Origin of the sequence: Sphingopyxis granuli, assembly GCF_001559015.1 — a bacterium.
Taxonomy (GTDB): Bacteria; Pseudomonadota; Alphaproteobacteria; order Sphingomonadales; family Sphingomonadaceae; genus Sphingopyxis; species Sphingopyxis granuli.
On the sequence record NZ_CP012199.1, the window covers coordinates 1,842,043 to 1,864,750 of the forward strand.

Below are 22,708 nucleotides of genomic sequence, written 5' to 3' on the forward strand. Positions count from 1 at the left end.
ATTTGAAATACTCCTTTGAAAAAAGGAGAGGTTGGAGATGGACCGTGCGCAAAAACTGGAATTGCTCGATCGCAGCCTGACGCGAGCGGCCGACGCGATCGGCGACATCACGCCGGTGGTGATGGCGCGCTATTATGCGCGGCACCCCGACGCCGCGGCCAGTTTCGAGCGACACGGAATGGGGCGGACCTCGGCGCTGGAGCACGAGATGGTCGACAACTGCCTCTATTGCCTGATGTATTGTCTCGAACGCCCGACCGAGATCGAGATCCTGCTCGAAAATTCGGTTCCGCATCATCAGTTCACGCTTCAGGTATCGTTCGACTGGTATCGCGGGCTGGTCGATGCGACGATCGACGTGATCGCCGAAAGCATTCCCGCCGATGCCGCCGACGAGCGGCAGGTATGGGACGAGATTCGCAGCGTGCTGGGCGGCGTCTTCACCGGATGCCGGGGTTTGCTGGCGGGGGCGAATCCGATCGCGGCGGCGAGCGCCTGAAAACCGTTCGCGCGTTCCCGATTATCCGGTCCACTTGACCCACGCACCATGCGGGTGCGAGCGCGCGAGCAGGCGGCCCGCTTCGCCGCCGGGCCAATGGCGCACGACCAGTTCGTGATGATGCACGGTGCGGTTGGCTTCGAGCGCGATCCAGGCGAGCGGGCGGTCGGGCGTCGCTTCGGCGCCGGCTTCCTCCATCGCGGTCGTCACGCGCATCTGCTGGTCCTCGGGCACATATTGCCAGACGATCGAGTGCATCAGCAGGCGCGTGGTGCCGGCCGCCTGCGGCTTTTTCAGTTCAGCCTCGACGAAATCGGCGGCGGAGGCGCGAACGAGATCCGGTTTCCTTTCGCGCGCCGCAGCAATCGCCGCTTCCATACGCGCGAAGCGCACCGCATGCTCGGGCCAGATATAGGCCTTGAGCCGCAGCGCCTGCGCGGGATCGGTCAGGTCGACCGGTGCGACGTCGCATCCCTTCAGGGCCGCGATCTCGATCGGCAGCTGCGGCGGATGGTTTCCCTGCCATTCGGGGGTGAAGGCCATGACGCCGGGTCGAGGCCCGACCTGCACGCCGCCCAGATCGTAATGATAACGGTCGATCATCAGGTTGATCCCCGCGCTCGATCCGATTTCGAGGCAATCGAAGCGCGGCGGAAGGCCTTGCTCGGCGAGCCACAGCATCGCTGCGATGAAGTTCGACGACCGCCCCGCCTCGTTGGTTTGCGGCGGACCGTCGAGCCACGGCAGCAGCGCCGCCTCTTGCCGCTGGACGACTCCGGCGACGATCGCGGCGTCGTTGATGTCGTCGGCATCGGCATAGATGGGTGCAAGCTCGGGCGCGGCGCCCGACAGGTGCAGCGCATGCAGCCCGCCCGCGGCGCGCAGCGGCAGCGCGTCGGCAAGCGGCGCGCCGTGCCATTCCGCCATGCGCCGGGCGAATCCGGTCGCGGGCGCGTCGATCAGCGTCGCGAGCGCCGCGACGATCCGCGCCGTCACGGGGGCGTCGGCGGCGCGGCAATAGGCGACCTGGTTCCTGAAGGCGGTGCGCACCGCATCGGCGCCGGTCGCGCCGATGTCGATGAACTCGTAGCGCTCGCTCATTGCCCTTTCTCCCGTCGCCGCTTATGGGCGCGGTGTTTATGCCCGAACCGATCATCTTTGCCATCCCCAAGGGACGCATCCTCGACGAGGCGCTGCCGCTGCTCGCGCGCGTCGGCATCGAGCCCGCGGCGGATTTCTTCGACAAGAAGAGCCGCGCGCTGGTGTTCGGGACGAACCAGCCGCATGTCTCGCTGATCCGCGTGCGCGCGTTCGACGTCGCGACCTTCGTCGCGCACGGCGCGGCACAACTCGGCATCGTCGGGTCCGACGTGATCGACGAGTTCGATTATTCGGAACTTTACGCGCCCGTCGATCTCGGCATCGGCCACTGCCGCCTGTCGCTCGCCGGGCCGGCGGGCAGTTCGCCGCCGGGTGCCGCCGACTTCGGGGGCGCCAGCCATATCCGCGTCGCGACCAAATATCCCGCGACGACGCGCCGCTGGTTCGAGGGGCAGGGCATCCAGGCCGAATGCATCAAGCTCAACGGCGCGATGGAAATCGCGCCGAAGCTGGGACTCGCGTCGCATATCGTCGACCTCGTCTCGACGGGGCGCACGCTGGTCGAGAACGCACTCGCCGAACAGACGGTGATCAGCGAGGTGTCGGCGCGGCTGATCGTCAACCGCGCGGCGTTCAAGCTGCGCTCGGCCGAGGTGCCGGCGCTGGTCGAACGGTTCCGCGAGGCCGTGTCGAGTCCCGCCGGAGGAAATTGAGTGCGACGGCTCGACGCCTCCGCTCCTGGTTTTCGTGCCGCCTTTGACGCGCTGGTCGACGACCGGCGCGAAAGCGATTCGGGCGTCTCGGCCGACGTGGCCGCGATCATCGCGCGGGTGAAGGCGGAAGGCGACGCGGCGCTGGCCGACTATACGCGCCGTTTCGACCGCTTCGACCTCGACGCGAGCGGCTGGAGCATCTCGAAGCAGCAATGCGCCGCCGCCTATGACGCGCTCGCGCCCGGCCTGCGCGCGGCGCTCGACCTCGCGGCGGAGCGCATCCGCGCCTATCACGCAGCGCAGCGTCCGGCGGACCGCGACTATCGCGACGCGGCGGGCGCGCGGCTCGGCGCGCGCTGGCGCGCGGTCGATGCGGCGGGGGTCTATGTTCCCGGCGGACGCGCCGCCTATCCCTCGTCGGTGCTGATGAACATCCTTCCCGCCAAGGTCGCGGGGGTCGAGCGCATCGTGATGGTCACGCCGACACCCGACGGCACGATCAATCCCGTCGTCATGGCGGCGGCGCATATCGGCGGCGTCGACGAGATATGGCGCGTCGGCGGCGCGCAGGCGGTCGCCGCGCTTGCCTATGGCACCGATCGGATCGCGCCCGTCGATGTCGTCACCGGCCCCGGCAACGCCTGGGTCGCCGAGGCGAAGCGCCAGCTTTACGGTGTCGTCGGCATCGACATGGTCGCGGGTCCGAGCGAGATCGTCGTCGTCGCCGACGCCCGGAACGACCCGCATGTCATCGCCGCCGACCTGCTCAGCCAGGCCGAGCACGACCCGACGAGCCAGTCGATCCTCTTCACCGATGATAATGCTTTCGCCGATGCGGTGGCGGCGGCGGTCGCCACAGTCATCCCGACGCTCGCCACCGCGGGGACGATGGCCGCGAGCTGGGATGCCAATGGCGCGATCGTTATCGTGCCGACGCTGGCCGACGCGATCCCCTTGTGCGACCGGCTCGCGCCCGAGCATCTCGAACTCGCGGTCGATGCGGCCGAAGCCGACGCGCTCTTCGCCAAGGTGCGCCACGCCGGCTCGGTCTTCCTCGGCCGCCAGACGCCCGAAGCGATCGGCGATTATGTCGCCGGCCCCAATCATGTCCTCCCCACCGGCCGCCGTGCGCGCTTTTCGAGCGGGCTGTCGGTCGCCGACTTCATGAAGCGCACCAGCTTCCTCGCACTCGACGAGGGCGCGCTGGCGGCGATCGGTCCGGCCGCGGTCGCGCTCGCCGAGGCCGAGGGGCTTCCCGCCCATGCGCTCAGCGTTCAGAACAGACTCGAACAGGCAAAGCCATGAACAAACGCGCCCAGTCCCGCTCCGCCGCACGGCTCGCCGCCGTGCAGGCGCTCTATCAGCACGAGATGGAGGGCACGCCTACGGCGCAGCTCCTCCATGAATTCCACCAGCATCGCATCGGCGCCATCATCGAGGATGCCGAATATGCGGAGGCCGACGTCCCCTTCTTCGACGACATCGTGAAGGGCGCGCTCGCGCGCCAGGCCGAGGTCGACGCCGCGATCGCCGCGCGGCTGGCGAGCGGCTGGACGCTCGACCGCCTCGACCGCACGATGAAGGCGATCCTGCGCGCCGGCGCCTACGAACTGATCGCGCGCGGCGATGTGCCGGTCGGCGCGGTGGTCAGCGAATATGTCGATGTCGCAAAGGCCTTCTTCGACGGGCGCGAGGCGGGGTTCGCCAACGGTCTGCTCGATGCGATCGGCAAGGATGTGCGGGCGAAGGGGTGAACCGTTCTTTCAGCCGTTCGGGCTGAGCTTGTCGAAGCCCCGTCCTTCTTTTAGCGACGTCAAGGGAAAGGGCGGCCCTTCGACAAGCTCAGGGCGAACGGGGTTTGTGTTGTGACCGAAGCCGATTTCATCGCCCGCCTGCGCGGCATCGCGACCGATCCCGCTGCGCGCGGGCTCGCTGACGACGCCGCCGTGCTGGGCGATCTCGTCCTCACCCACGACATGATCGTCGAAGGCGTGCATTTCCTCCCCGACGAGCGCCCGCAGGACGTCGCATGGAAGCTGGTCGCGGTGAACCTTTCCGACCTGGCTGCGAAGGGCGCGACGCCGGTCGGGGTGCTGCTCGGCTATAGTCTGGCGGGCGATGCGGCCTGGGACGCCGCCTTTGCCGACGGACTCGACATCGTGCTGCGCCGCTACGGCCTGCCCTTGCTTGGCGGCGATACCGTCGGCGTTCCGGCGGGGGCGCCGCGCAGCTTCGGTCTGACGGCCATCGGCCGGGCGCTGGCCGAGGGTGCGCCGTCGCGCAGCGGCATGAAGCCCGGCGACCGGCTCTGGGTCAGCGGGACGATCGGCAACGCCGGGGCCGGCCTCGCGATGCGACTTGGGGAGATCGACGCCAACGAGACGTGTCTCGCCGCCTATAGCCGCCCGCAGCCGCAGCTCACGCTGGGGCAGGCGCTCGCGCCGCATGTCCGCGCCATGATGGACGTGTCCGACGGGTTGCTGATCGACGCGCAGCGGATGGCGACGGCGAGCGGTTGCCGGATCACGCTGCGGCTCGATGCGGTGCCGCTGTCGGCGGCGCTGCTCGCCGTGCGTCCCGACGTGCTCGACACGCGGCTGGCGGCGACCACGGCGGGGGACGATTATCAGCTATTGTTCGCCGCCGACCCCGATGCCGGCGCCGTCATCCGTGCAACGGCGGAGGCGCTCAATATCGCCGTGACCCCGATCGGCCACGCCGGGGTCGGCGAAGGGATCGTGGTGATCGACGGAGCGCAGCGCGTCGCACTGCCCGACCGGCTCGGTTTCATGCACTGATCCGCGACGAGGCGGAGGCGCCGAAAAACCGGGCTTGCCCTTGGCCGCCTTTCTTCCCATAACCCCGCCACCAATTGGGGCGGTCGCATCAGGGGAAAGAGCGAACCGGCATCGACAAGTCGGACGTCTCGACTGCCAGCCTGTGTCCGCCTCCTTCAATGGGGAAGGAACAGACACGCATGAATCCGGTTTTGATCGCGATAGCGTGCGGCCTTTTGGCCGTGCTCTATGGATTCATTACCTCCCGTCAGGTGCTCGGCGCCTCGGCCGGTAATGAAAAGATGCAGCAAATCGCAGGCGCCATCCAGGAAGGGGCGCAGGCCTATCTGAAGCGCCAGTACAGCACCATCGCCATCGTCGGCGTCGTCGTCGCGGCGATCGTCCTCTGGGCGCTCGGCCCTGTTTCGGCTTCGGGCTTCGCCATCGGTGCGATCCTGTCCGGCGTTGCCGGGTTCATCGGCATGAACATCTCGGTCCGCTCGAACGTGCGCACCGCCGCGGCGGCGCAGAAGGGGCTGCAGGCGGGCCTGACGCTGGCGTTCCGCGCCGGGGCGATCACCGGCCTGTTGGTGGCCGGGCTCGCGCTGCTCGCGATCGCGGTCTTCTACTGGGTGCTGACGGTCCAGATGGGCCGGACGGTCGGCGGCGACGACCGCACGGTCGTCGACGGCCTCGTCGCGCTCGCCTTCGGCGCCTCGCTGATCTCGATCTTCGCGCGTCTCGGCGGCGGCATCTTCACCAAGGCCGCCGACGTCGGCGCCGACCTCGTCGGCAAGGTCGAGGCCGGCATTCCGGAGGACGATCCGCGCAACCCCGCGGTGATTGCCGACAATGTCGGCGACAATGTCGGCGACTGCGCGGGCATGGCCGCCGACCTCTTCGAAACCTATGTCGTCACCGTCGGCGCCACCATGGTGCTGACCGCGTTGCTGCTCAAGGGCGCGGGCGACCTGCTGCCGGGCCTGATGGCGCTGCCGCTGCTGATCGGCGGCGTGTGCATCATCACCTCGATCATCGGCACCTATTTCGTCCGCCTCGGCGGCTCGAACAACGTCATGGGCGCGATGTACAAGGGCTTCCTCGTCTCGGCGATCCTGGCGGTTCCGGCGATCTGGATTTCGACCGGCTATGTCCTCGGCGACATGAACGCGACGATTGCGGGCACCGAATTCACCGGCCGCGCGCTCTTCTATTGCTCGCTGCTCGGTCTCGTCATCACTGGCCTGATCATCTGGATCACCGAATATTACACCGGCACCAATTTCCGTCCGGTGCGCTCGATCGCCAAGGCTTCGGAAACGGGCCACGGCACCAACGTGATCCAGGGCCTTGCGATCAGCCTCGAAGCCACCGCGTTGCCGACGCTCGTCATCGTCGCGGGCATCATCATCGCCTATCAGCTCGCGGGCCTGATCGGCATCGCCTATGGCGCGACCGCGATGCTCGCGCTCGCCGGCATGGTCGTTGCGCTCGACGCTTATGGTCCGGTGACCGACAACGCCGGCGGGATCGCCGAAATGGCGGGTCTCGACGATTCGGTCCGTGAAAAGACCGACCTGCTCGACGCCGTCGGCAACACGACCAAGGCGGTGACGAAGGGCTATGCGATCGGTTCGGCGGGGCTTGCCGCGCTGGTTCTCTTCGCGGCCTATACGACCGACCTTCGGGAATTCTTCCCCGATCTAACGGTCAATTTCAGCCTCGAGAATCCCTATGTCATCGTCGGTCTGCTGCTGGGCGCGCTGCTGCCCTATCTGTTCGGCGCGATGGGGATGACCGCCGTCGGCCGTGCTGCGGGCGACGTGGTCAAGGATGTGCGCGAGCAGTTCGCGGGCGATCCCGGCATCATGGCGGGCACCTCGAAGCCCGACTATGCGCGCACGGTCGACCTCGTCACCAAGGCGGCGATCAAGGAGATGATCATCCCGTCGCTGCTGCCGGTGCTGGCACCGATCGTCGTCTATTACGTCATCTCGGCGGTTGCGGGGCAGGCTAACGGCTTTGCCGCGCTCGGCGCCCTGCTGCTCGGCGTGATCGTCGGCGGGCTGTTCGTCGCCCTGTCGATGACCTCGGGCGGTGGCGCGTGGGACAATGCCAAGAAATATATCGAGGACGGCAACCACGGCGGCAAGGGCAGCGAAGCCCACAAGGCCGCGGTGACCGGCGACACCGTCGGCGATCCCTACAAGGATACCGCGGGTCCGGCCGTCAACCCGATGATCAAGATCACCAACATCGTCGCGCTGCTGCTGCTCGCGGCGCTGGCGGGACACGCGATGTAATCGCTTCCCGTCCCGGGTGAAAGAAAGCCCCGCCGGAGCGATCCGGCGGGGTTTTTTCTTTGTTCGTCATTGCGAGGAGCCGAAGGCGACGCGGCAATCCAGAGCTCGAGTAAACCGCTCTGGATTGCTTCGCTCCGCTCGCAATGACGATAGGGGGCGACTTAGCGCTCGGCCTTCATCTGTTTCGCATAGCCGGCCTGGACCATCGCGCTCATCCGGTCGAACAGCGCGTCGGGGTCGCTGCGGCGCAGCGCGGCGATCTGTGCCTCCGGGCCCTCCGCGACGACGATCTCGCGTTTGCCCTGCGCGACGGCGTCCAGAATCTGCGCGGCGGCGGTTTCGGGCGACAGGCCGTTGTCGATCGCGGCGTCGCTTTCCCCGCGCACGCTGCCGTCGGCGTTGAGCGCGTTGCGGCTGACGTTGGTCGCGACCGATCCCGGCGCGACCACCAGTACTTTGAGCCCCAGATGCTCGTTTTCGGCGCGCACGCTGTCGTGATAGCCGATCAGCCCGTGCTTCGCGGCGCAATAGGCGCTGCGCAGCGGCACGCCCGCGATCCCCGCGACGCTCGAAATCGCCACGATCTGGCCGCCGCCCGCGCCGACCATGCGCGGCAGGAGTTGCTGGGTGAGGGCGATCGGCGCCAGCAGGTCGACCGCGATGATCTTTTCATAGACCGAAAAATCGGTGTCGATCGCCAGGCTGCGCTGCGAGATGCCGGCGTTGTTCACCAGCCCGTCGATACGGCCGCACCAGTCCCACGCCTCCTTCACGAGTCGCGGCAGCGCGTCGAAATCGGTCGCCTCGAACGGCAGGACCATCGTGCCCGCGCCGCAATCCTTCGCCACTTCCTCGAGGGCCGCGACATTGCGTCCCGACAGGATCAGCCTTGCACCGCGCGCGGACAGGCCGCGCGCCAGCGCCGCACCGATCCCCGACGAGGCGCCCGTAACCCACCATATTTGCTCTTTCATGCCGGCATCCCTATCTGTGATTCAGTCTCAACCTGAAACGCGTCGATCCGGTCGTCAAGGCGCCCAACCGCGGATTTCCGTGCGGGGCTGGCAATTTTGTTGCGACTCTGTTATACTATCTATCATCACGCCGACAGTTTGCCTCTTCCCGCCGCTGGGCCGGGGGCGCTTTCGTCGTTTCCGATGGAGCCTATCCCTTGTCGTCATAGACTGGCGAGCGCCGCCCGAACTGCTTCGTTCCCCCTCGCTGCGAGGGCGGAGGCACCCGGCTTTTGGCGCTTTTCCCGTCTCGGCAAGGCCACAGAAAGGAACTTGCATGTCCGCAAACACGCTCGTCTTTGAAGTCGGTGACTATGTCGTTTATCCGAAACATGGCGTGGGGCGCGTCATCGAACTGCAGAAGTCCGAAATCGCGGGCATGCAGCTCGAACTCTATGTCCTGCGCTTCGAAAAGGAAAAGATGACCCTGCGCGTCCCGACCAACAAGGCGGAAGGCGTCGGCATGCGCAAGCTGTCGTCGGACAAGACGCTGAAGGAAGCGCTGCAGGTGCTCACCACCAAGCCGAAGGTGAAGCGCACCATGTGGTCGCGCCGCGCGCAGGAATATGAAGCGAAGATCAACTCGGGCGACCTCGTGTCGATCGCCGAGGTGACGCGCGACCTGTTCCGCGCCGACGATCAGCCCGAACAGAGCTATTCGGAGCGCCAGATTTTCGAAGCGGCGTCGAGCCGTCTCGCGCGCGAACTCGCCGCGATGGAGGAAAGCGACGAAAAGACCGCGCAGGCGAAGATCCTCCAGATCCTCAACGAGCATGCGCCGAAATATTATGTGGAGAAGGTGGGCTAAACCCGCCGCATTCCGACAAGCGAAAAGGGCGGTCCCGCGGGGCCGCCCTTTTTTCATGCGTTGCCTTCGCGGAGGCGACCTTTGTTACGGATATTTCGCTTCCACGAAATAAAGCCCATCCGGCGGCGCGTTGAGCCCGAGCGCGTTGCGGTCCGCCGCGTCGAGCGCGGCTTTCAGGTCGCGCGCCGACCATTTCCCCTGCCCAACGAGGACGAGGCATCCGACCATCGAGCGCACCTGGTGATGCAGGAAGCTGCGCGCCGCCGCCTCGACGATCACCTCGTCGCCGTGCCGGCTGACGCTCAGCCGGTCGAGCGTCTTCACCGCGCTTTCGGCCTGGCAGTGCACCGACCGGAAGGTGGTGAAATCATGCCGTCCGACCAGCGCCTGCGCCGCGCCGTGCATGGCATGCGCATCAAGCGGTTTGGCAAACTGCCACGCCAGCCCCTTGTCCCAGGTCAGCGGCGCGCGGCGGTTGACGATGCGATATTCATAGGCGCGCCCCAGGCACGAAAAGCGCGCGTGCCAGTCGTCGGCGACCGTCTCGCACGCCAGCACCGCGACGGGGGCGGGGCGAAGCTGCGCGTTCAGCGCCTCCATCAGGCGAAAGGGAGTGAGCGGCTTGGCGATGTCGACATGCGCGCGCATCGCGATCGCATGGACCCCGGCGTCGGTGCGCCCCGCGCCATGGACCGTTGCTTCCTCGCCCGTGATGCGCGCGGCCGCCTCCTCCAGCGCCTGCTGGACGCTGGGGCCGTGCGATTGCCGCTGCCAGCCCATGAAGGGGCGGCCGTCATATTCGATGGTGAGCGCGAAGCGGGTCATCGGCCGCGCCTAACCTTCTTGCCGTTACCCCGGACTTGATCGGCACTTATCCCTTTCCGACAAGTCACTGTTCCCCGGCGAAAGCCGGGGTCCAGATGGCACGGCGCTGCCTCGCATGGACCTCGGCTTTCGCCGGGGAACAGCTCACCACTTGCCTGAGGGGTATATATGCCGACTTGATCCGGGGTCCCGCTATGCGCCGCCCGGCAGCGGGATCCCGGATCAGGTCCGGGGTGGCGAGGGAGTGAGGTCGCTTTCATGCCAGCCGCACCCCCTTCGCGATCGGGCGCCCGCGCAGCAATTCGGCGGCGTCCATCGCCGGCTTGCCCGCGCGCTGCACTCGCGTCGCGCGGATCGCGCCGGGGTTGCAGGCGACGGTCAGCGCCTCGTCGAGCGTGACGCCCGGCGTCGCGCCCGGAATCGTGTCGGCCGGATGCACGACCTCGGCGGCGAGCAGCTTGTACCGTTCGTCGTCGAGTTCGAAAAAGGCGCCGGGGACGGGGTTGAACGCGCGAATCTGCCGTTCGACCTGCACCGCGCTGGTCAGGAAATCGAGCCGCGCCTCGCTCTTGTCGATCTTGGCGGCATAGGTCGCGCCCGCATTGGGTTGCGGTTGGGGCGCAAAAGCATCGAGATCGCCCAGCACCTTCACCATCAGCCGGGCGCCCATCGCCGCCAGTTCCGCGGTCAGTTTGCCCGCCGTCTTGCCATCGACCGGAGTGCGTCCGATCAGTCGTATCGCACCCGTGTCGAGCCCGGCGTCCATCTGCATGATCGTCACCCCGGTCTCGGCATCGCCCGCCAGGATCGCGCGCTGCACCGGCGCCGCGCCGCGCCAGCGCGGCAGGATCGAGCCATGGACGTTGAGGCACCCGGCGCGCGGCGTATCGAGCACCGCCTGCGGCAGGATCAGGCCATAGGCGGCGACCACCGCGACATCGAGGTCGAGCGCCGCGAACGCTGCCTGCTCCTCGGCGTTCTTCAGGTTTTTCGGCGTGCGGACGGGCAGGCCGTGCGCCTCGGCCCAGTCGTGTACGGCGCTGCGCTGCACCTTCTTCCCGCGCCGTGCGGGGCGCGGCGGCTGGGTGTAGACTGCTACAACCTCGTGCCCCGCCGCGTGCAGAGCGGCGAGCGTCGGCACCGCGAAGGGCGGCGTTCCCATGAAGGCGATGCGCATGGTTGCGGGCTTTGGCGGAGGCAGGCGATACATTCAACCCTGCTCTGCCTGCATGTGTCCCCGCGAAGGCGGGGATCCAGAGGATCAAGAGGTGACGTTGGTTCCGAACGCTCTGGGTCCCCGCCTTCGCGGGGACACACGTGGTGGATTTATGCATATGGATTGTGCACCGATTGCACACCCACTACCACCACACCCATGGCCTCCACCGAAATCGAAGCCCTCGTCCAGCAACTCGCCCGGCTTCCCGGCCTCGGGCCGCGGTCGGCACGGCGCGCGGTGCTGCACCTGATGAAGAAACGCGAAAGCGCCTTCGCGCCGCTGCTCGCCGCGCTCCAGACCGTGTCCGAACGGCTCGTCACCTGCACCGTCTGCGGCAATGTCGATACGCACGATCCCTGCGCGATCTGCGCCGACCCGCGCCGCGACGCACGCAGCCTGTGCGTGGTCGAGGAGGTGTCGGACCTATGGGCGCTCGACAAGGCGCGGCTCTTCCCCGGCAAATATCATGTCCTCGGCGGCCGTCTGTCGGCGCTCGAAGGCGTGCGGCCGCAGGATCTGAGCATCGACGCACTCGTCGCCCGCGTCGCGGCGGGCGGCATCGACGAGGTGGTGCTGGCGATGAACGCGACGCTGGAGGGGCAGACGACCGCGCATTATCTCGCCGAACGTCTCGAATCCTTTCCGGTGCGCCTGACCCAGCTCGCGCACGGCCTGCCGGTCGGCGGCGAGCTCGATTATCTCGACGAAGGGACGCTCGCGCAGGCGCTTCGCGCGCGGCGACCGGTGGGTTGACGGCGGGCCCGCGAATTCATACCTCCCGCCCATGGCCCTGCTACCCATCATAGAGACCCCCGATCCGCGGCTGCGCGTCATTTCGAAGCCTGTCGAGACGTTCGACGCCGAACTGAAGACGCTGGTCGCCGACATGTTCGAGACGATGTACGACGCCCCCGGCATCGGGCTGGCCGCGATCCAGGTCGGCGTGCCGAAGCGCATCCTGGTGATCGATCTTCAGGAGCCCGATCCCGAGGATGAAGAGGGGAAGCGGGTGATTCGCGACCCCCGCGTCTTCATCAACCCGGTCTTCTCCGACTTTTCGGAGGAGCACAGCGTCTATCAGGAAGGTTGCCTGTCGGTCCCCGAGCAATATGCCGAGGTGACGCGCCCCGCCGAGGTGACGGTCGAATGGCAGGACGCCGACGGTCAGCCGCACAAGGAGCGCATGACCGGCCTGATGGCGACGTGCATCCAGCATGAGCACGACCATCTGGAGGGCATCCTCTTCATCGACCATCTGTCGCGTCTGAAGCGCGAGATGGTGCTGAAGAAGCTCGCGAAGATGCGCAAGGCGGCATAATTCCCCTCTCCCCTTGGGGAGAGGGCGGCGAGGCTTGCGAACTTGTTCGCTGGTCGCAGCGGGTGAGGGCTATTACGCCAGCGCCTGAACCCTCACCCAGCTTCGCCCAGGCAACGAGTTGCCAAGGCTGCGCATCCCTCTCCCCCAAGGGGAGAGGGTTTTCGTCAATCCGCCTTCTTCGCCACGCCCACCATCGCGGGGCGCAGCAGGCGATCCTTCATCATATAGCCCGCCTGCATTTCCTGCACGATCGTGCCCGGCTCCTTGTCGCTCGGCACTTCGAGCATCGCCTGATGCTGGTTCGGGTCGAGCGGCAGGCCGATTGCGGCGATGCGCGTGATGCCGTGGCGTTCGAAGACGCCCATCAACTCGCGCTCGGTCGCTTCCAGCCCGGCGACGAACGCCTTGAACGTCTCGTCTTCGCGCTGTTGCGGGCTGACCGCGGCCAGCGCACGGCCCAGATTGTCGGCGACTGACAATATGTCGCGCGCGAACTTGGTCGCGGCATAGGCGTGCGCGTCGGCGACCTCCTTTTCGGCGCGGCGGCGCACATTCTGCGTTTCGGCGCGCGCATAGAGCAGGTCCTGCTGCACCGCGGCAAGCTGTTCGGCGAGCTTTGCCGTCTCGTCCTGCGGCTCTGCGGCCGGGGTTTCGATGGCGGCGGCGTCTTCGGTCTGGCCGTCTTCGACTGGCGTATCGTTTTCGATGTTCGTCATAACCCTATCGTATCAGTCTGGAGAGCGATTGTGCGGTAAAGTCCACCATGGGTACGATGCGCGCATAGTTCAAGCGTGTCGGGCCGATTACCCCGACGACGCCGACGACGCGTCCGTCGCTGCCATGATAGGGCGCGGCGATAACCGACGAACCCGACAGCGAAAAGAGCTTGTTCTCCGACCCGATGAAAATACGCGTCGCGCTGCCCTCGCGCGCGCTGTCGAGTAGATGCGCGATGTCCTGCTTCGTCTCCAGTTCATCGAGCAGCTGGCGCACGCGGTCGAGGTCGCCGACCGCGCTTTCGTCGAGCAGATTCGCCTGACCGCGCACGATCAGCACTGGCCGGTCGGCGCCGTCGACCGACCAGATGGCCAGCCCGCGCGACACCAGGTCGGCGGCGGCGCGGTCGATCGCGATGCGTTCGGCCTCCAGTTCGCGTCGCACGCGGGTCTGCGCCTCGGCCAGGGTCAGGCCGGCGAGCATCGCCGACACATAATTGCCCGCCTCGACCAGCGTCGAGGGTTGAAGGCCGGGCGGGATCGCGATGACGCGATTCTCCACCGTCCCGTCGGCCGCGACCAGGACGACGAGCGCTTGCTCGTCGGACATGGGGACGAAGGCGACCTGCTTCAGCACCCGCTCGTGCTTCGGAACCAGCACCAGCCCGGCACAGGCCGACAGGCCCGACAGCGCGGCGGTCGCGTGCGCGAGCGCGCTTTCGATCGGCCCGCCCTCGGCCAGGCTCGCCTCGATCTGCGCGCGATCCTCGGCTGACGGTTCGGCGACCTGCATCATCCCATCGACGAACAGGCGCAGCCCCTGCTCGGTGGGCAGGCGCCCGGCGCTGGTGTGCGGGCTGGCGAGCAGGCCGAGCTCCTCGAGATCCTGCATCACGTTGCGGATCGAGGCGGGCGACAGGTTGAGCGTCGCGAGTTTCGACAGCGTGCGCGATCCGACCGGCTGGCCGGTCTCCAGATAGGCGTCGACCACCAGCCGGAACACGTCGCGTGCGCGCGTGGTCAATTCGATGATCGGCGGCGTGGTCATGGAAGCAGATTTAGGGATGGGGCGGGGCGGGGGCAAGCATTGCGGGGGTGGCGCCGGATCGTCAACGCCGCTAAGCGCCGGCACAGCTTCACGAGGAGACAGACGACATGCGCCCTTCCGGCCGCGCGCCCGACCAGATGCGCCCCATAGCGATCGAAACCGACTTCACCATCCACGCCGAGGGCAGCGTCCTCGTCGCATTCGGCAACACCAAGGTGCTGGTGACCGCCAGCGTCGAGGAAAAGGTGCCGCCCTTCCTGCGCGGCAAGGGGCAGGGGTGGGTGACCGCCGAATATGGCATGCTTCCCCGCGCCACCCACACGCGCGGCAGCCGCGAGGCGGCGAAGGGCAAGCAATCGGGCCGCACGCAGGAAATTCAGCGGCTTATCGGGCGCAGCCTGCGCGCCGTCGTCGATATGAAGAAGCTCGGTGAGCGGCAGATCGTCCTCGACTGCGATGTGATCCAGGCCGACGGCGGTACGCGCACCGCGGCGATCAGCGGCGCGTGGGTCGCGCTGCGCCTCGCGGTCGACAAGCTTCTCGCCGCCAAGGCGATCGCTGAGGATCCGATCGAAGACAAGGTCGCCGCCGTCTCGTGCGGCATCCACAACGGCACCGCGGTGCTCGACCTCGACTATGACGAGGATTCGACCGCGGGGGCCGACGGCAATTTCGTGCTCACCGGCAAGGGGCAGATCGTCGAGGTGCAGGCGAGCGCCGAGGGCGCGACCTATGACGAGGAAGGCCTGCTGCGCCTGCTCCGCCTCGCCCGCATCGGCTGCACCGAGATTTTCGCAGCGCAGGCGAAGGCGGTGGGGCGCTGATGTGACCCGAAAGCTCGCTCCCGGCAAACTCGTCATCGCCAGCCATAATGCGGGCAAGGTGCGCGAAATCCGGGCATTGCTCGACCCTTATGGCATCGATCCGGTGTCGGCGGGCGACCTCGGCCTGCCCGAGCCGGCCGAGACAGGCACGACCTTCGCCGAGAATGCGCTGCTCAAGGCGCACGCCAGCGCCTCCGCCGCGGGCCTGCCGGCGCTTGCCGACGACAGCGGGCTCGAGGTCGCGGCGCTCGGCGGCCGGCCGGGCGTCTACACCGCCGACTGGGCCGAACGCCAATGGTTCGAGGGCGAGCCGGGAAAAGATTGGGCCGGCCGCGACTGGTATATGGCGATGGGCAAGGTCGAGGGACTGCTCGCTGAACAGGGACCGGGGGTCGACCGCAGCGCCTGCTTCGTCTGCACCCTCGCGCTCGCCTGGCCCGACGGTCATGCCGAGGTTTTCGAGGGGCGCGCGCAGGGCAGCCTGACTTGGCCGCCGCGCGGCACGCTGGGCTTTGGTTATGACCCGGTCTTCGTTCCGTCCGGCAAGCCCCTGACCTATGCGGAAATAGACCCGGCCGAGAAGCACGCGATCAGCCACCGCGCCGATGCGTTTGCGAAGCTGGTGGCGGGTGTTTTCGGCTGATCGCTTATTTTACCCGGATATTATTGACTCCTATTTTATCCGGGTGTAATCGGCCGGTATGCAACAAGATATTCAAACCGTCACCGCCTTCCTTGGCGACACATCACTCCTATCGGGGTCGCGCATCATCGTCCGGCAACGGCTGGAGGAGCGCTATCCGGGCGACCTCGGCGCGATCCTCGTTTTCGACGATGTGACCGGCAAGCCGGTCGATCTCAACTATTGGGACGCCGCGACGACCGCGCCGGCACCGTCGGTGGGTCGCCCGAGACTCGGCGTCAAGGCGCGCGAGGTGACGCTGCTGCCGCGGCATTGGGACTGGCTGGCGGAACAGCCCGGCGGCGCCTCCGCCGCGCTGCGCCGACTGGTCGAGGCTGCGAGCCGGGCGCCCGGTGACGGTCGCAAGCGCAAGGATGCCGCCTATCATTTCATGAGCCATATGTGCGGCAACCTGCCGGGCTATGAAGAGGCGCTGCGCGCGCTGTACCGCGACGATAGCGCGGCGTTCGACAGTCTGATCGCGGAGTGGCCGGACGATGTGCGCGATCATATCCGGCGCCTGATCGCCGGCTGACATTCGCGCGCCGCGCCCTATATCGCTCCCCATGGCCGAACCGCTCGCCCTTTATGTCCACTGGCCGTTCTGCGTGTCGAAATGCCCCTATTGCGACTTCAACAGCCATGTTCGCGAGCGCGTCGATCAAGTGGCATGGCGCGACGCGTTGCTCGCCGACCTGCGGCACGAGGCGGCGCTGCTGCCGGGTCGCAAGGTTTCGTCGATCTTCTTCGGCGGCGGCACCCCCAGCCTGATGCCGCCGCAGACGGTCGCGGCGGTGATCGCGGCGGCGGACGCGGCATGGGGGCTGATCGACGATTGCGAGATCACGCTGGAGGCGAACCCCAATTCGGTCGAGGTCGCCAGTTTCGCCGCGCTCGCCGCTGCCGGGGTCAATCGTGTATCGATAGGGGTTCAAAGCTTCGACCCGCAAATCCTTGAATTTCTGGGCCGGGCGCATAGCGGCGACGAGGCGCGGCGGGCGATCTCCGCGGCACAGGCGCATTTCGCGCGCGTCAGCTTCGACCTCATCTATGCGCGTCCCGGCCAGTCGCTCGCCGCGTGGGAGGCGGAGCTTGCCGAGGCGCTGGCGTTCGGCACCGGCCATCTGTCGCTCTATCAGCTGACGATCGAGCCGGGGACGCGCTTCGCCACCCTCGCGGCGAAGGGCGATCTCGTCATCCCCGACGGCGATGCCGCTGCCGACCTGTTCGACGCGACGCAGGCGGCGACGCGCGCGGCCGGCCTGCCGCGCTACGAGGTGTCGAACCACGCGCGCCGCGGCGAGGAGAGCCGGCACAACCTGACCTATTGGCGCTATGGCGATTATGCCGGCATCGGCCCCGGCGCGCACGGGCGGCGACTCGCGCAGGCGACCGAGCGGCACCGCAAGCCCGAGAATTTCCTGTCCGCCGTCGCGCGCAATGGCCACGGTCTGAAGGTCGAAACCGACCTGCCGCCGCACGAGCGCGCGACCGAGGCGATGCTGATGGGCCTGCGCCTGATCGAGGGCGTCGACCTGACGCGCGTCGAGGCGCGCAGCGGGCTGGCACGCGATTCCTTCGTCGATGCCGGGGCAGTCGCGCGGCTGGCGGGACAGGGGCTTTTGGTGCAGGAGAGCGATCAACTGGCGGTCACCGACGCCGGGATATTGCTGCTCGACTCCATCCTTTCGGAGGTGGTGAAAACCGACTAATCCTCACGGTATCCGCTCGACACGAACGGAACGAGAGGGACGGATTTGCCGCAGGATGTCATCCGCGACTGGCACGCCCATCTGGCGCACGAAAGGCGCCGGTCGGAGCATACGCGCCGCGCCTATGTCGCGACGGCCGAGCGTTTCTGCGCCTTCCTGATGGAGCATCGCGGCGGTGGGGTCGATGCGGCGATGCTGCGGTCGCTGTCCGCCGGCGACCTGCGCGCCTATCTGGCCGCGCGCCGCGCCGGGGGGCTGGGCAATGCGTCGGCCGCGCGCGAACTCTCCGCCATCCGCACCTTCCTGCGCTTCGTCGGCGGCTCGAATGCCAGCGTGCCGCAGATGCGCGGCACGCGCGTCCGCAAGGGGTTGCCGCGCCCCGTCGCGCCCGACCATGCGCTCGATCTTGCGCACGAGGTGGAGGATAATGCCCGGCAGGGCTGGACGGGCGCGCGCGATTTCGCGCTGCTGCTGCTGCTCTATGGCGCCGGGCTACGCATCGGCGAAGCGCTGTCGCTGACCGGCGCCGCGCTCCCGTTCGGCGAGACGCTGCGCGTCACCGGCAAGCGCGGCAAGACGCGGATCGTGCCGATCCTGCCCGCGGTTGCCGCCGCGGTGGGGCGTTACGTCGAGGCCTGCCCATGGCCGATCGCGAAAGAGACGCCGCTGTTTCTTGGTGCGCGCGGCGGCCCGCTCCAGCCCGGCGTCGTGCGCGCGAGCGTGCGGTCGGCGCGCCGCGCCCTTGGGCTTCCGGAGCGCACGACACCGCATGCGCTGCGCCACAGCTTCGCGACGCATCTGCTCGCCGGCGGTGCCGACCTGCGGTCGTTGCAGGAACTGCTCGGCCACGCGAGCCTCGCTTCGACGCAGGTCTATACCGCGGTCGACGCCGCGCACCTGCTCGACATCTACCGCAACGCGCATCCGCGCGCTTGACCGGCGTTCAGTCGCCGGGCCGCTGCGGCTTCCAGGTGACGACGCGCCAGAGGTAGAATAATATCAGCGTCCCGATCGCGATCAGCGCGAGCGGTCCCACGAGTTGCTCGATCGCGGCGAAGCGCTTGCCGAACCATTGCCCGGCGCCCGCCAGCGCGGCGATCCAGATCGTCGATCCGGCGGCGGTCCACAGCAGGAATTTCGCCTGGTTCATCCGCACCATGCCCGCGGGCAGCGATACCATCGTCCGCGCGACGGGCATGAAGCGCGCCGCGAAGACGATGCCGGGACCATATTTCAGGAAGCCGGCGTGCAGCCGCTCGACCTCGCGCCAGTCGAGCGTCAGCCAGCGGCCGTGGCGGTCGATGAAGGGCTTCAGCCGCTCATAGCCGATCCAGCGGCCGATCGCGTACCATACCCAGTTGCCCGCGGTCGTTCCCGCGACGGCGACCGCGACGAGCGTCCAGAAATCGAAGCGCCCCTGCGCGGCCGCGACGCCGCCCAGCCCCATGATCACCTCGGACGGGATCGGCGGAAAGACGTTTTCGAGGAACATCAGGACGAAGATGCCGAAATAGCCCCACGCCTGGATCAGATCGAGAATGAAGTCGGTCATGCGGGGCTTAACGCGAGGGGAGGGCGGTTCGATCCGCGTCCGTCATCGAACCTGTCACCCGACCCGCCGCTCGATCGCGTCCCAGATCATTCCCACGGTGTCGCTGTTGTTGAACTTGTCGATCGCGACGATGCCGGTGGGCGAGGTGACGTTGATTTCGGTCAGCCATTCGCCGCCGATCACGTCGATGCCGACGAAGATCAGCCCGCGTTCCCGGAGCGCGGGAGCGAGCGCGGCGCAGATTTCCTCTTCGCGCGGGGTCAGCGCCGCCGCCTCGGCATAGCCGCCGACCGCCAGGTTGGCGCGGAACTCGCCTTCGCCCGCCTTGCGGTTGATCGCGCCCGCGACCTCGCCGTCGATCAGGACGATGCGTTTGTCGCCCTCGCTGACGCTCGGCAGGAACTGCTGCACCATGAAGGGTTCGGGCCAGACCTGTCCGAACAGTTCGACCAGCGCGCCCAGATTGGTGCCCGCCTCGTCGATGCGGAACACCGCCTTGCCGCCGTTGCCGTGCAGCGGCTTGATCACCAGCGCGCCGTGCCGCGCGTGGAAATCCTTCACCGCGTTCAGGTCGCGCGTGACCATCGTCGGCGGCATGAACTGCGGAAAGTCGAGCACGAACACCTTTTCGGGCGCGTTGCGAACCGACACCGGATCATTGACCACCAGCGTTTTGTCCCGAATGCGCTCGAGCAGCCAGGTGCCGGTCAGATAGCCAAGGTCGAACGGCGGGTCCTGCCGCATCAGCACGACATCGACATCGCGGCCGAGGTCGAGGGTGACAGGGTCGCCGAACCGGTAATGGTCGCCCTTCACGCGCTTCACCTCCAGCACCGGATGGGCCGGAGTGGTCAGCCGTCCCGCTTCCCATGTCAGGCCGCGCACGTCGTAATGATAGAGGATATGGCCGCGTTCGAGCGCCTTCAGCATCAGCGCGAAGCTGCTGTCCCCGGCAATGTTGATGCCGTCCATCGGGTCCATTTGCACGGCGGCGCGCAGGGTCATCTCATTCTCCTTCCGGGGCGACCGAATTTTCCGGCGAGCCGCGTCAGGGCTGCCAGACGTGGACCAGATGGCGAGGCAAGCGCCCCGGCGCAAGCAGCATCACGTCGATGCGGGTTTCGTCGCCCGGCCGCGCGAAGCGCGGGGCGAGCATTTCCGCCGCCGCCGCGACGCGGCGCAGGCGCCAGGCGTCGATCGCGAAGTCGAGGTCGGCGGCGCGGTCGCGCCACTTGACCTCGACGAAGGCGACCGTCCGTCCGCGCCGCGCGACCAGATCGACCTCGCCGACGCGAACGCGCAGCCGTCGGGCCAATATCCGCCAGCCGTGCAGCCGCAGCCACCACGCGGCGCGATTTTCGGCGCGGCGGCCGCGCGCCTCGGCGACGGCGCGGCTCACGCCCCGTCCTTCAGTGCCAGCGCGCGGGCATAGACGGCATGCCGGTCGAGCCCATAGCGTTTGGCGACCGCCTTCGCCGCCTTGGCGACCGGCTGATCGGCAAGCGCGGCGCGCAGCGCATCGTCGACCGCCGCATCGTCGGCCTCTTCGACGACATTGTCGGCGGGCGGCGCGACTATGACGACGATCTCGCCCTTCGGCGGTGCGTCGGCATAGCGCGCGGCCAGTTCGCCGAGCGACCCGGTGACGCATTCCTCGTATAACTTGCTGATCTCACGCGCGACGGCCGCGGCGCGGTTGCCGAGTCCCTCGGCCAGCGCGGCGAGCGTCGCGGCGAGGCGCGGTCCGCTTTCATAGAAGACCAGTGTCGCGCGCAGCCCGGCGAGTTCGGCGATGGCCTCGCTGCGCGCCTTGGCCTTGGACGGCAGGAAGCCGGCGAACAGGAAGCGGTCGCTCGGCAGGCCCGACAGAGTGATCGCCGCGATCGCGGCGCAGGGACCGGGCAGGGTGGTGACGCGCCGCCCCGCCGCGCGCGCATCGCGCACCAGCTTGTACCCCGGATCGGAGATCAGCGGCGTGCCCGCGTCCGACACCAGCGCCACCACATCGGTTTCCATGCGCGCAACCAGCGCGGCGCGCGCGCGTTCGTCGCTATGGTCGTGATAGGGGGTCATCGGAACGCGCAAACCCAGGTGCGACAGCAGCTTCGCCGTCACGCGCGTGTCTTCGGCGGCGATCACGTCGGCGCGGGCAAGCAACGCCGCAGCGCGCGGCGTGATGTCGCCGAGGTTGCCGATGGGGGTCGCCACGATATAGAGACCGGGCAAGGGAGATTGAGAAATGGTCGAATCCGGCATGTCGCCGAAAATGGCAGAAAGCGTCGTCGAGCGCCAAGACAATGCGTTGCGGCGGCGCCGGTTGCTGCGTGGAATGGCGACGCTGGCGCTCGGCGGCTTGCTCGCGGCCTGTCAGGTCGTGCCCAAATCGGGCGGTCCAGCGGCGCCGCCGCCGCCCGAAAACCCCGACGAGACCGTGGGCCCCGGCCTGCCGACCGACACCGATCGCCACCGCGTCGCGCTGCTCGTGCCGCAGACGGGGGCGAATGCCGACGTCGGCACCGCGATCGCCAATGCGACGACGCTGGCGCTGCTCGACACGCGCGCCGACAAGGTTCGCATCACCACCTACGACACGGCGCTCGGCGCCGCGGCGGCGGCGCGGCAGGCGGTCGCCGATGGCAATCGCCTGATCCTGGGCCCTCTGCTCAGCGAGGATGTCACCGCGGTCGCGCCGGTCGCGCGCGCGGCAAAGGTGCCCGTGCTCAGCTTCTCGAACGACAGCGGGGTCGCGGGCAACGGCGTCTTCATCCTGGGCTTCGTGCCGGGCCAGTCGGTCGAGCGCGTCGTCGCCTTCGCGCGCGGCAAGGGGCATCAGCGCTTCGGCGCGCTGGTGCCCAAGAACGTCTATGGCGACCGCGCGGCGGCCGCGTTCCGCGACGCGGTGCGCGAAGCCGGGGGGACGCTGGTCGCGGTCGAAACCTACGATCGCACCGCGACGGCGCTGACCGGCGCGGCGCGGCGGCTCGCCAATGGTGGCGCGATGGACGCGGTGCTGATCGCCGATGTCGGTGGTAATGCGATCCGCGCCGTGCCGATCGTCAAGGGCGCGGGCAGCAAGCAGATATTGGGTACCGAATTGTGGAACACCGACGCCTCGCTCGGCAGCAACGCCGCGATGCGCGGCGCGTGGTTCGCCAGCGTTTCCGACGGTCTCTACGGCCAGCTCGCGACCAAATATCGTGCCCGCTACGGCAAGGCGCCCTATCGGCTCGCCAGCCTCGGTTATGATTCGGTGCTGCTGACCGTGCGCATCGCGCGCGACTGGAAACCCGGCACCGCCTTTCCGGTGAACCGGCTGCTCGCGGCCGACGGTTTCGGCGGTATCGACGGCATCTTCCGATTCAACAATCGCGGCATCGCGGTTCGCGCGCTTGAGGTCAGCGAGGTGGGCGCCGGCGGTTTCCGCGTCGTCGATCCCGCCCCCGCCAAATGGTGACGCGCCGGGGCGTGGCATAGGCGCCACAGTCGGGCGGAAAGTGTCGCCCGATCGGCACGCGCGGCCTTTACGGCGCGCGCCCGTTCACTATATGGACAGTGCGCGCATCCGCCCATGTTTCGCATGGGCGCCCGCGTGCCTGTC

Annotated in this window: 25 protein-coding genes; 15 read left to right on the forward strand and 10 right to left on the reverse strand. The window is 67.9% G+C overall.

Translation table 11 applies throughout. The annotated features are described in order from the left end of the window. The first annotated feature begins 37 nt into the window (after positions 1-37). The gene (locus tag SGRAN_RS08420) at positions 38-499 is read left to right on the forward strand and encodes a hypothetical protein (protein WP_067182542.1); all 462 of its coding nucleotides are present in this window, start codon (positions 38-40) and stop codon (positions 497-499) included. A gap of 21 nt (positions 500-520) precedes the next feature. Here SGRAN_RS08420 and SGRAN_RS08425 read toward each other — a convergent pair whose 3' ends face one another. Continuing rightward, positions 521-1,600, reverse strand: coding sequence for a DUF2332 domain-containing protein (locus SGRAN_RS08425; RefSeq protein ID WP_067182545.1), 1,080 nt, complete (start codon positions 1,598-1,600; stop codon positions 521-523). Positions 1,601-1,638: 38 nt separating this feature from the next. Between SGRAN_RS08425 and hisG the strand changes: the two genes are divergently transcribed. The 5 genes from hisG to SGRAN_RS08450 all read left to right on the forward strand — a co-directional run bounded on the left by hisG (position 1,639) and on the right by SGRAN_RS08450 (position 7,393). After that, a complete protein-coding gene (gene hisG, locus SGRAN_RS08430) occupies positions 1,639-2,313 on the forward strand; it encodes an ATP phosphoribosyltransferase (protein WP_067186983.1) in 675 nt (224 codons plus the stop codon). Then, positions 2,314-3,618, forward strand: a complete 1,305-nt coding sequence (gene hisD, locus SGRAN_RS08435; protein ID WP_067182546.1) for a histidinol dehydrogenase — start codon at positions 2,314-2,316, stop codon at positions 3,616-3,618. After that, positions 3,615-4,067: a transcription antitermination factor NusB gene (nusB, locus tag SGRAN_RS08440; RefSeq protein ID WP_067106287.1), complete on the forward strand. Its 453-nt coding sequence runs from the start codon at positions 3,615-3,617 to the stop codon at positions 4,065-4,067. Before hisD ends, nusB begins: the two co-directional genes overlap by 4 nt. A gap of 111 nt (positions 4,068-4,178) precedes the next feature. Continuing rightward, a complete protein-coding gene (thiL, locus tag SGRAN_RS08445; protein WP_067182548.1) occupies positions 4,179-5,111 on the forward strand; it encodes a thiamine-phosphate kinase in 933 nt (310 codons plus the stop codon). Between the two features lie 179 nt (positions 5,112-5,290). Then, the gene (locus SGRAN_RS08450) at positions 5,291-7,393 is read left to right on the forward strand and encodes a sodium-translocating pyrophosphatase (protein ID WP_067182549.1); all 2,103 of its coding nucleotides are present in this window, start codon (positions 5,291-5,293) and stop codon (positions 7,391-7,393) included. A 161-nt stretch (positions 7,394-7,554) separates the two neighbouring features. Here SGRAN_RS08450 and SGRAN_RS08455 read toward each other — a convergent pair whose 3' ends face one another. Continuing rightward, on the reverse strand, positions 7,555-8,367 hold the full coding sequence (locus tag SGRAN_RS08455) for an SDR family NAD(P)-dependent oxidoreductase (RefSeq protein WP_067182551.1): 813 nt from the start codon (positions 8,365-8,367) through the stop codon (positions 7,555-7,557). A gap of 316 nt (positions 8,368-8,683) precedes the next feature. On the opposite strand from SGRAN_RS08455, the gene SGRAN_RS08460 reads away from it, so the two are divergent. Continuing rightward, complete coding sequence (locus SGRAN_RS08460) at positions 8,684-9,214, forward strand: CarD family transcriptional regulator (protein WP_067106297.1); 531 nt, start codon at positions 8,684-8,686, stop codon at positions 9,212-9,214. A gap of 84 nt (positions 9,215-9,298) precedes the next feature. On the opposite strand, the gene truA is transcribed toward SGRAN_RS08460, so the two are convergent. Next, on the reverse strand, positions 9,299-10,039 hold the full coding sequence (gene truA, locus SGRAN_RS08465) for a tRNA pseudouridine(38-40) synthase TruA (RefSeq protein ID WP_067182552.1): 741 nt from the start codon (positions 10,037-10,039) through the stop codon (positions 9,299-9,301). 256 nt (positions 10,040-10,295) lie between these two features. After that, positions 10,296-11,216 carry a methionyl-tRNA formyltransferase gene (gene fmt / locus SGRAN_RS08470; protein ID WP_067108408.1) on the reverse strand — a complete coding sequence of 307 codons (921 nt, stop codon included), beginning with the start codon at positions 11,214-11,216 and terminating at the stop codon, positions 10,296-10,298. 198 nt (positions 11,217-11,414) lie between these two features. On the opposite strand from fmt, the gene recR reads away from it, so the two are divergent. Next, positions 11,415-12,011 (forward strand): recombination mediator RecR, encoded by a 597-nt coding sequence (gene recR, locus SGRAN_RS08475; RefSeq protein ID WP_067108324.1) that lies wholly within the window; start codon positions 11,415-11,417, stop codon positions 12,009-12,011. Positions 12,012-12,042: 31 nt separating this feature from the next. Beyond that, a complete protein-coding gene (gene def, locus SGRAN_RS08480) occupies positions 12,043-12,576 on the forward strand; it encodes a peptide deformylase (protein WP_067182555.1) in 534 nt (177 codons plus the stop codon). A 164-nt stretch (positions 12,577-12,740) separates the two neighbouring features. On the opposite strand, the gene grpE is transcribed toward def, so the two are convergent. Both grpE and hrcA read right to left on the reverse strand, forming a co-directional pair. Next, positions 12,741-13,292: a nucleotide exchange factor GrpE gene (grpE, locus tag SGRAN_RS08485; protein WP_067108330.1), complete on the reverse strand. Its 552-nt coding sequence runs from the start codon at positions 13,290-13,292 to the stop codon at positions 12,741-12,743. 4 nt (positions 13,293-13,296) lie between these two features. Next, entirely contained in the window at positions 13,297-14,340 is a 1,044-nt protein-coding gene (gene hrcA / locus SGRAN_RS08490; protein ID WP_067108332.1) for a heat-inducible transcriptional repressor HrcA, read from the reverse strand. 107 nt (positions 14,341-14,447) lie between these two features. On the opposite strand from hrcA, the gene rph reads away from it, so the two are divergent. The 5 genes from rph to SGRAN_RS08515 are packed head-to-tail and all read left to right on the forward strand — an operon-like array spanning position 14,448 to position 18,494. Next, complete coding sequence (gene rph / locus SGRAN_RS08495; RefSeq protein ID WP_067108335.1) at positions 14,448-15,164, forward strand: ribonuclease PH; 717 nt, start codon at positions 14,448-14,450, stop codon at positions 15,162-15,164. 1 nt (position 15,165) lies between these two features. Further along, positions 15,166-15,807 carry an RdgB/HAM1 family non-canonical purine NTP pyrophosphatase gene (gene rdgB / locus SGRAN_RS08500; protein WP_067182558.1) on the forward strand — a complete coding sequence of 214 codons (642 nt, stop codon included), beginning with the start codon at positions 15,166-15,168 and terminating at the stop codon, positions 15,805-15,807. 58 nt (positions 15,808-15,865) lie between these two features. Continuing rightward, positions 15,866-16,381, forward strand: coding sequence for a DUF2239 family protein (locus SGRAN_RS08505; protein WP_067182561.1), 516 nt, complete (start codon positions 15,866-15,868; stop codon positions 16,379-16,381). Between the two features lie 31 nt (positions 16,382-16,412). Further along, the gene (gene hemW / locus SGRAN_RS08510; RefSeq protein WP_067182565.1) at positions 16,413-17,558 is read left to right on the forward strand and encodes a radical SAM family heme chaperone HemW; all 1,146 of its coding nucleotides are present in this window, start codon (positions 16,413-16,415) and stop codon (positions 17,556-17,558) included. A gap of 45 nt (positions 17,559-17,603) precedes the next feature. Then, positions 17,604-18,494 carry a tyrosine recombinase XerC gene (locus SGRAN_RS08515; protein WP_067182567.1) on the forward strand — a complete coding sequence of 297 codons (891 nt, stop codon included), beginning with the start codon at positions 17,604-17,606 and terminating at the stop codon, positions 18,492-18,494. Positions 18,495-18,501: 7 nt separating this feature from the next. Here SGRAN_RS08515 and SGRAN_RS08520 read toward each other — a convergent pair whose 3' ends face one another. Genes SGRAN_RS08520 through rsmI form a run of 4 tightly spaced genes read right to left on the reverse strand, consistent with a single transcriptional unit; the run spans position 18,502 to position 21,366 of the window. Next, positions 18,502-19,110 (reverse strand): DedA family protein, encoded by a 609-nt coding sequence (locus SGRAN_RS08520; RefSeq protein WP_067182568.1) that lies wholly within the window; start codon positions 19,108-19,110, stop codon positions 18,502-18,504. A 54-nt stretch (positions 19,111-19,164) separates the two neighbouring features. Beyond that, positions 19,165-20,115, reverse strand: coding sequence for a glutathione synthase (gshB, locus tag SGRAN_RS08525; RefSeq protein ID WP_067182570.1), 951 nt, complete (start codon positions 20,113-20,115; stop codon positions 19,165-19,167). 43 nt (positions 20,116-20,158) lie between these two features. Further along, positions 20,159-20,509 carry a YraN family protein gene (locus tag SGRAN_RS08530; RefSeq protein ID WP_067182572.1) on the reverse strand — a complete coding sequence of 117 codons (351 nt, stop codon included), beginning with the start codon at positions 20,507-20,509 and terminating at the stop codon, positions 20,159-20,161. Further along, positions 20,506-21,366 carry a 16S rRNA (cytidine(1402)-2'-O)-methyltransferase gene (gene rsmI / locus SGRAN_RS08535; RefSeq protein WP_067182573.1) on the reverse strand — a complete coding sequence of 287 codons (861 nt, stop codon included), beginning with the start codon at positions 21,364-21,366 and terminating at the stop codon, positions 20,506-20,508. Before rsmI ends, SGRAN_RS08530 begins: the two co-directional genes overlap by 4 nt. Positions 21,367-21,439: 73 nt before the next feature. Between rsmI and SGRAN_RS08540 the strand changes: the two genes are divergently transcribed. Further along, positions 21,440-22,564, forward strand: coding sequence for a penicillin-binding protein activator (locus SGRAN_RS08540; RefSeq protein WP_237234013.1), 1,125 nt, complete (start codon positions 21,440-21,442; stop codon positions 22,562-22,564). Positions 22,565-22,708 lie beyond the last annotated feature (144 nt).

Coding starts and splice junctions, on each gene's coding strand:
- def (WP_067182555.1), top strand. CDS start 12,043: ATGGCCCTGCTACCCATCATAGAGACCCCCGATCCGCGGCTGCGCGTC.
- recR (WP_067108324.1), top strand. CDS start 11,415: ATGGCCTCCACCGAAATCGAAGCCCTCGTCCAGCAACTCGCCCGGCTT.
- truA (WP_067182552.1), bottom strand. CDS start 10,039: ATGACCCGCTTCGCGCTCACCATCGAATATGACGGCCGCCCCTTCATG.
- grpE (WP_067108330.1), bottom strand. CDS start 13,292: ATGACGAACATCGAAAACGATACGCCAGTCGAAGACGGCCAGACCGAA.
- nusB (WP_067106287.1), top strand. CDS start 3,615: ATGAACAAACGCGCCCAGTCCCGCTCCGCCGCACGGCTCGCCGCCGTG.
- fmt (WP_067108408.1), bottom strand. CDS start 11,216: ATGCGCATCGCCTTCATGGGAACGCCGCCCTTCGCGGTGCCGACGCTC.
- SGRAN_RS08505 (WP_067182561.1), top strand. CDS start 15,866: ATGCAACAAGATATTCAAACCGTCACCGCCTTCCTTGGCGACACATCA.
- SGRAN_RS08420 (WP_067182542.1), top strand. CDS start 38: ATGGACCGTGCGCAAAAACTGGAATTGCTCGATCGCAGCCTGACGCGA.
- rsmI (WP_067182573.1), bottom strand. CDS start 21,366: ATGCCGGATTCGACCATTTCTCAATCTCCCTTGCCCGGTCTCTATATC.
- SGRAN_RS08540 (WP_237234013.1), top strand. CDS start 21,440: ATGGCGACGCTGGCGCTCGGCGGCTTGCTCGCGGCCTGTCAGGTCGTG.
- SGRAN_RS08450 (WP_067182549.1), top strand. CDS start 5,291: ATGAATCCGGTTTTGATCGCGATAGCGTGCGGCCTTTTGGCCGTGCTC.
- gshB (WP_067182570.1), bottom strand. CDS start 20,115: ATGACCCTGCGCGCCGCCGTGCAAATGGACCCGATGGACGGCATCAAC.
- SGRAN_RS08460 (WP_067106297.1), top strand. CDS start 8,684: ATGTCCGCAAACACGCTCGTCTTTGAAGTCGGTGACTATGTCGTTTAT.
- hemW (WP_067182565.1), top strand. CDS start 16,413: ATGGCCGAACCGCTCGCCCTTTATGTCCACTGGCCGTTCTGCGTGTCG.
- hrcA (WP_067108332.1), bottom strand. CDS start 14,340: ATGACCACGCCGCCGATCATCGAATTGACCACGCGCGCACGCGACGTG.
- hisG (WP_067186983.1), top strand. CDS start 1,639: ATGCCCGAACCGATCATCTTTGCCATCCCCAAGGGACGCATCCTCGAC.
- SGRAN_RS08520 (WP_067182568.1), bottom strand. CDS start 19,110: ATGACCGACTTCATTCTCGATCTGATCCAGGCGTGGGGCTATTTCGGC.
- SGRAN_RS08455 (WP_067182551.1), bottom strand. CDS start 8,367: ATGAAAGAGCAAATATGGTGGGTTACGGGCGCCTCGTCGGGGATCGGT.
- SGRAN_RS08425 (WP_067182545.1), bottom strand. CDS start 1,600: ATGAGCGAGCGCTACGAGTTCATCGACATCGGCGCGACCGGCGCCGAT.
- rph (WP_067108335.1), top strand. CDS start 14,448: ATGCGCCCTTCCGGCCGCGCGCCCGACCAGATGCGCCCCATAGCGATC.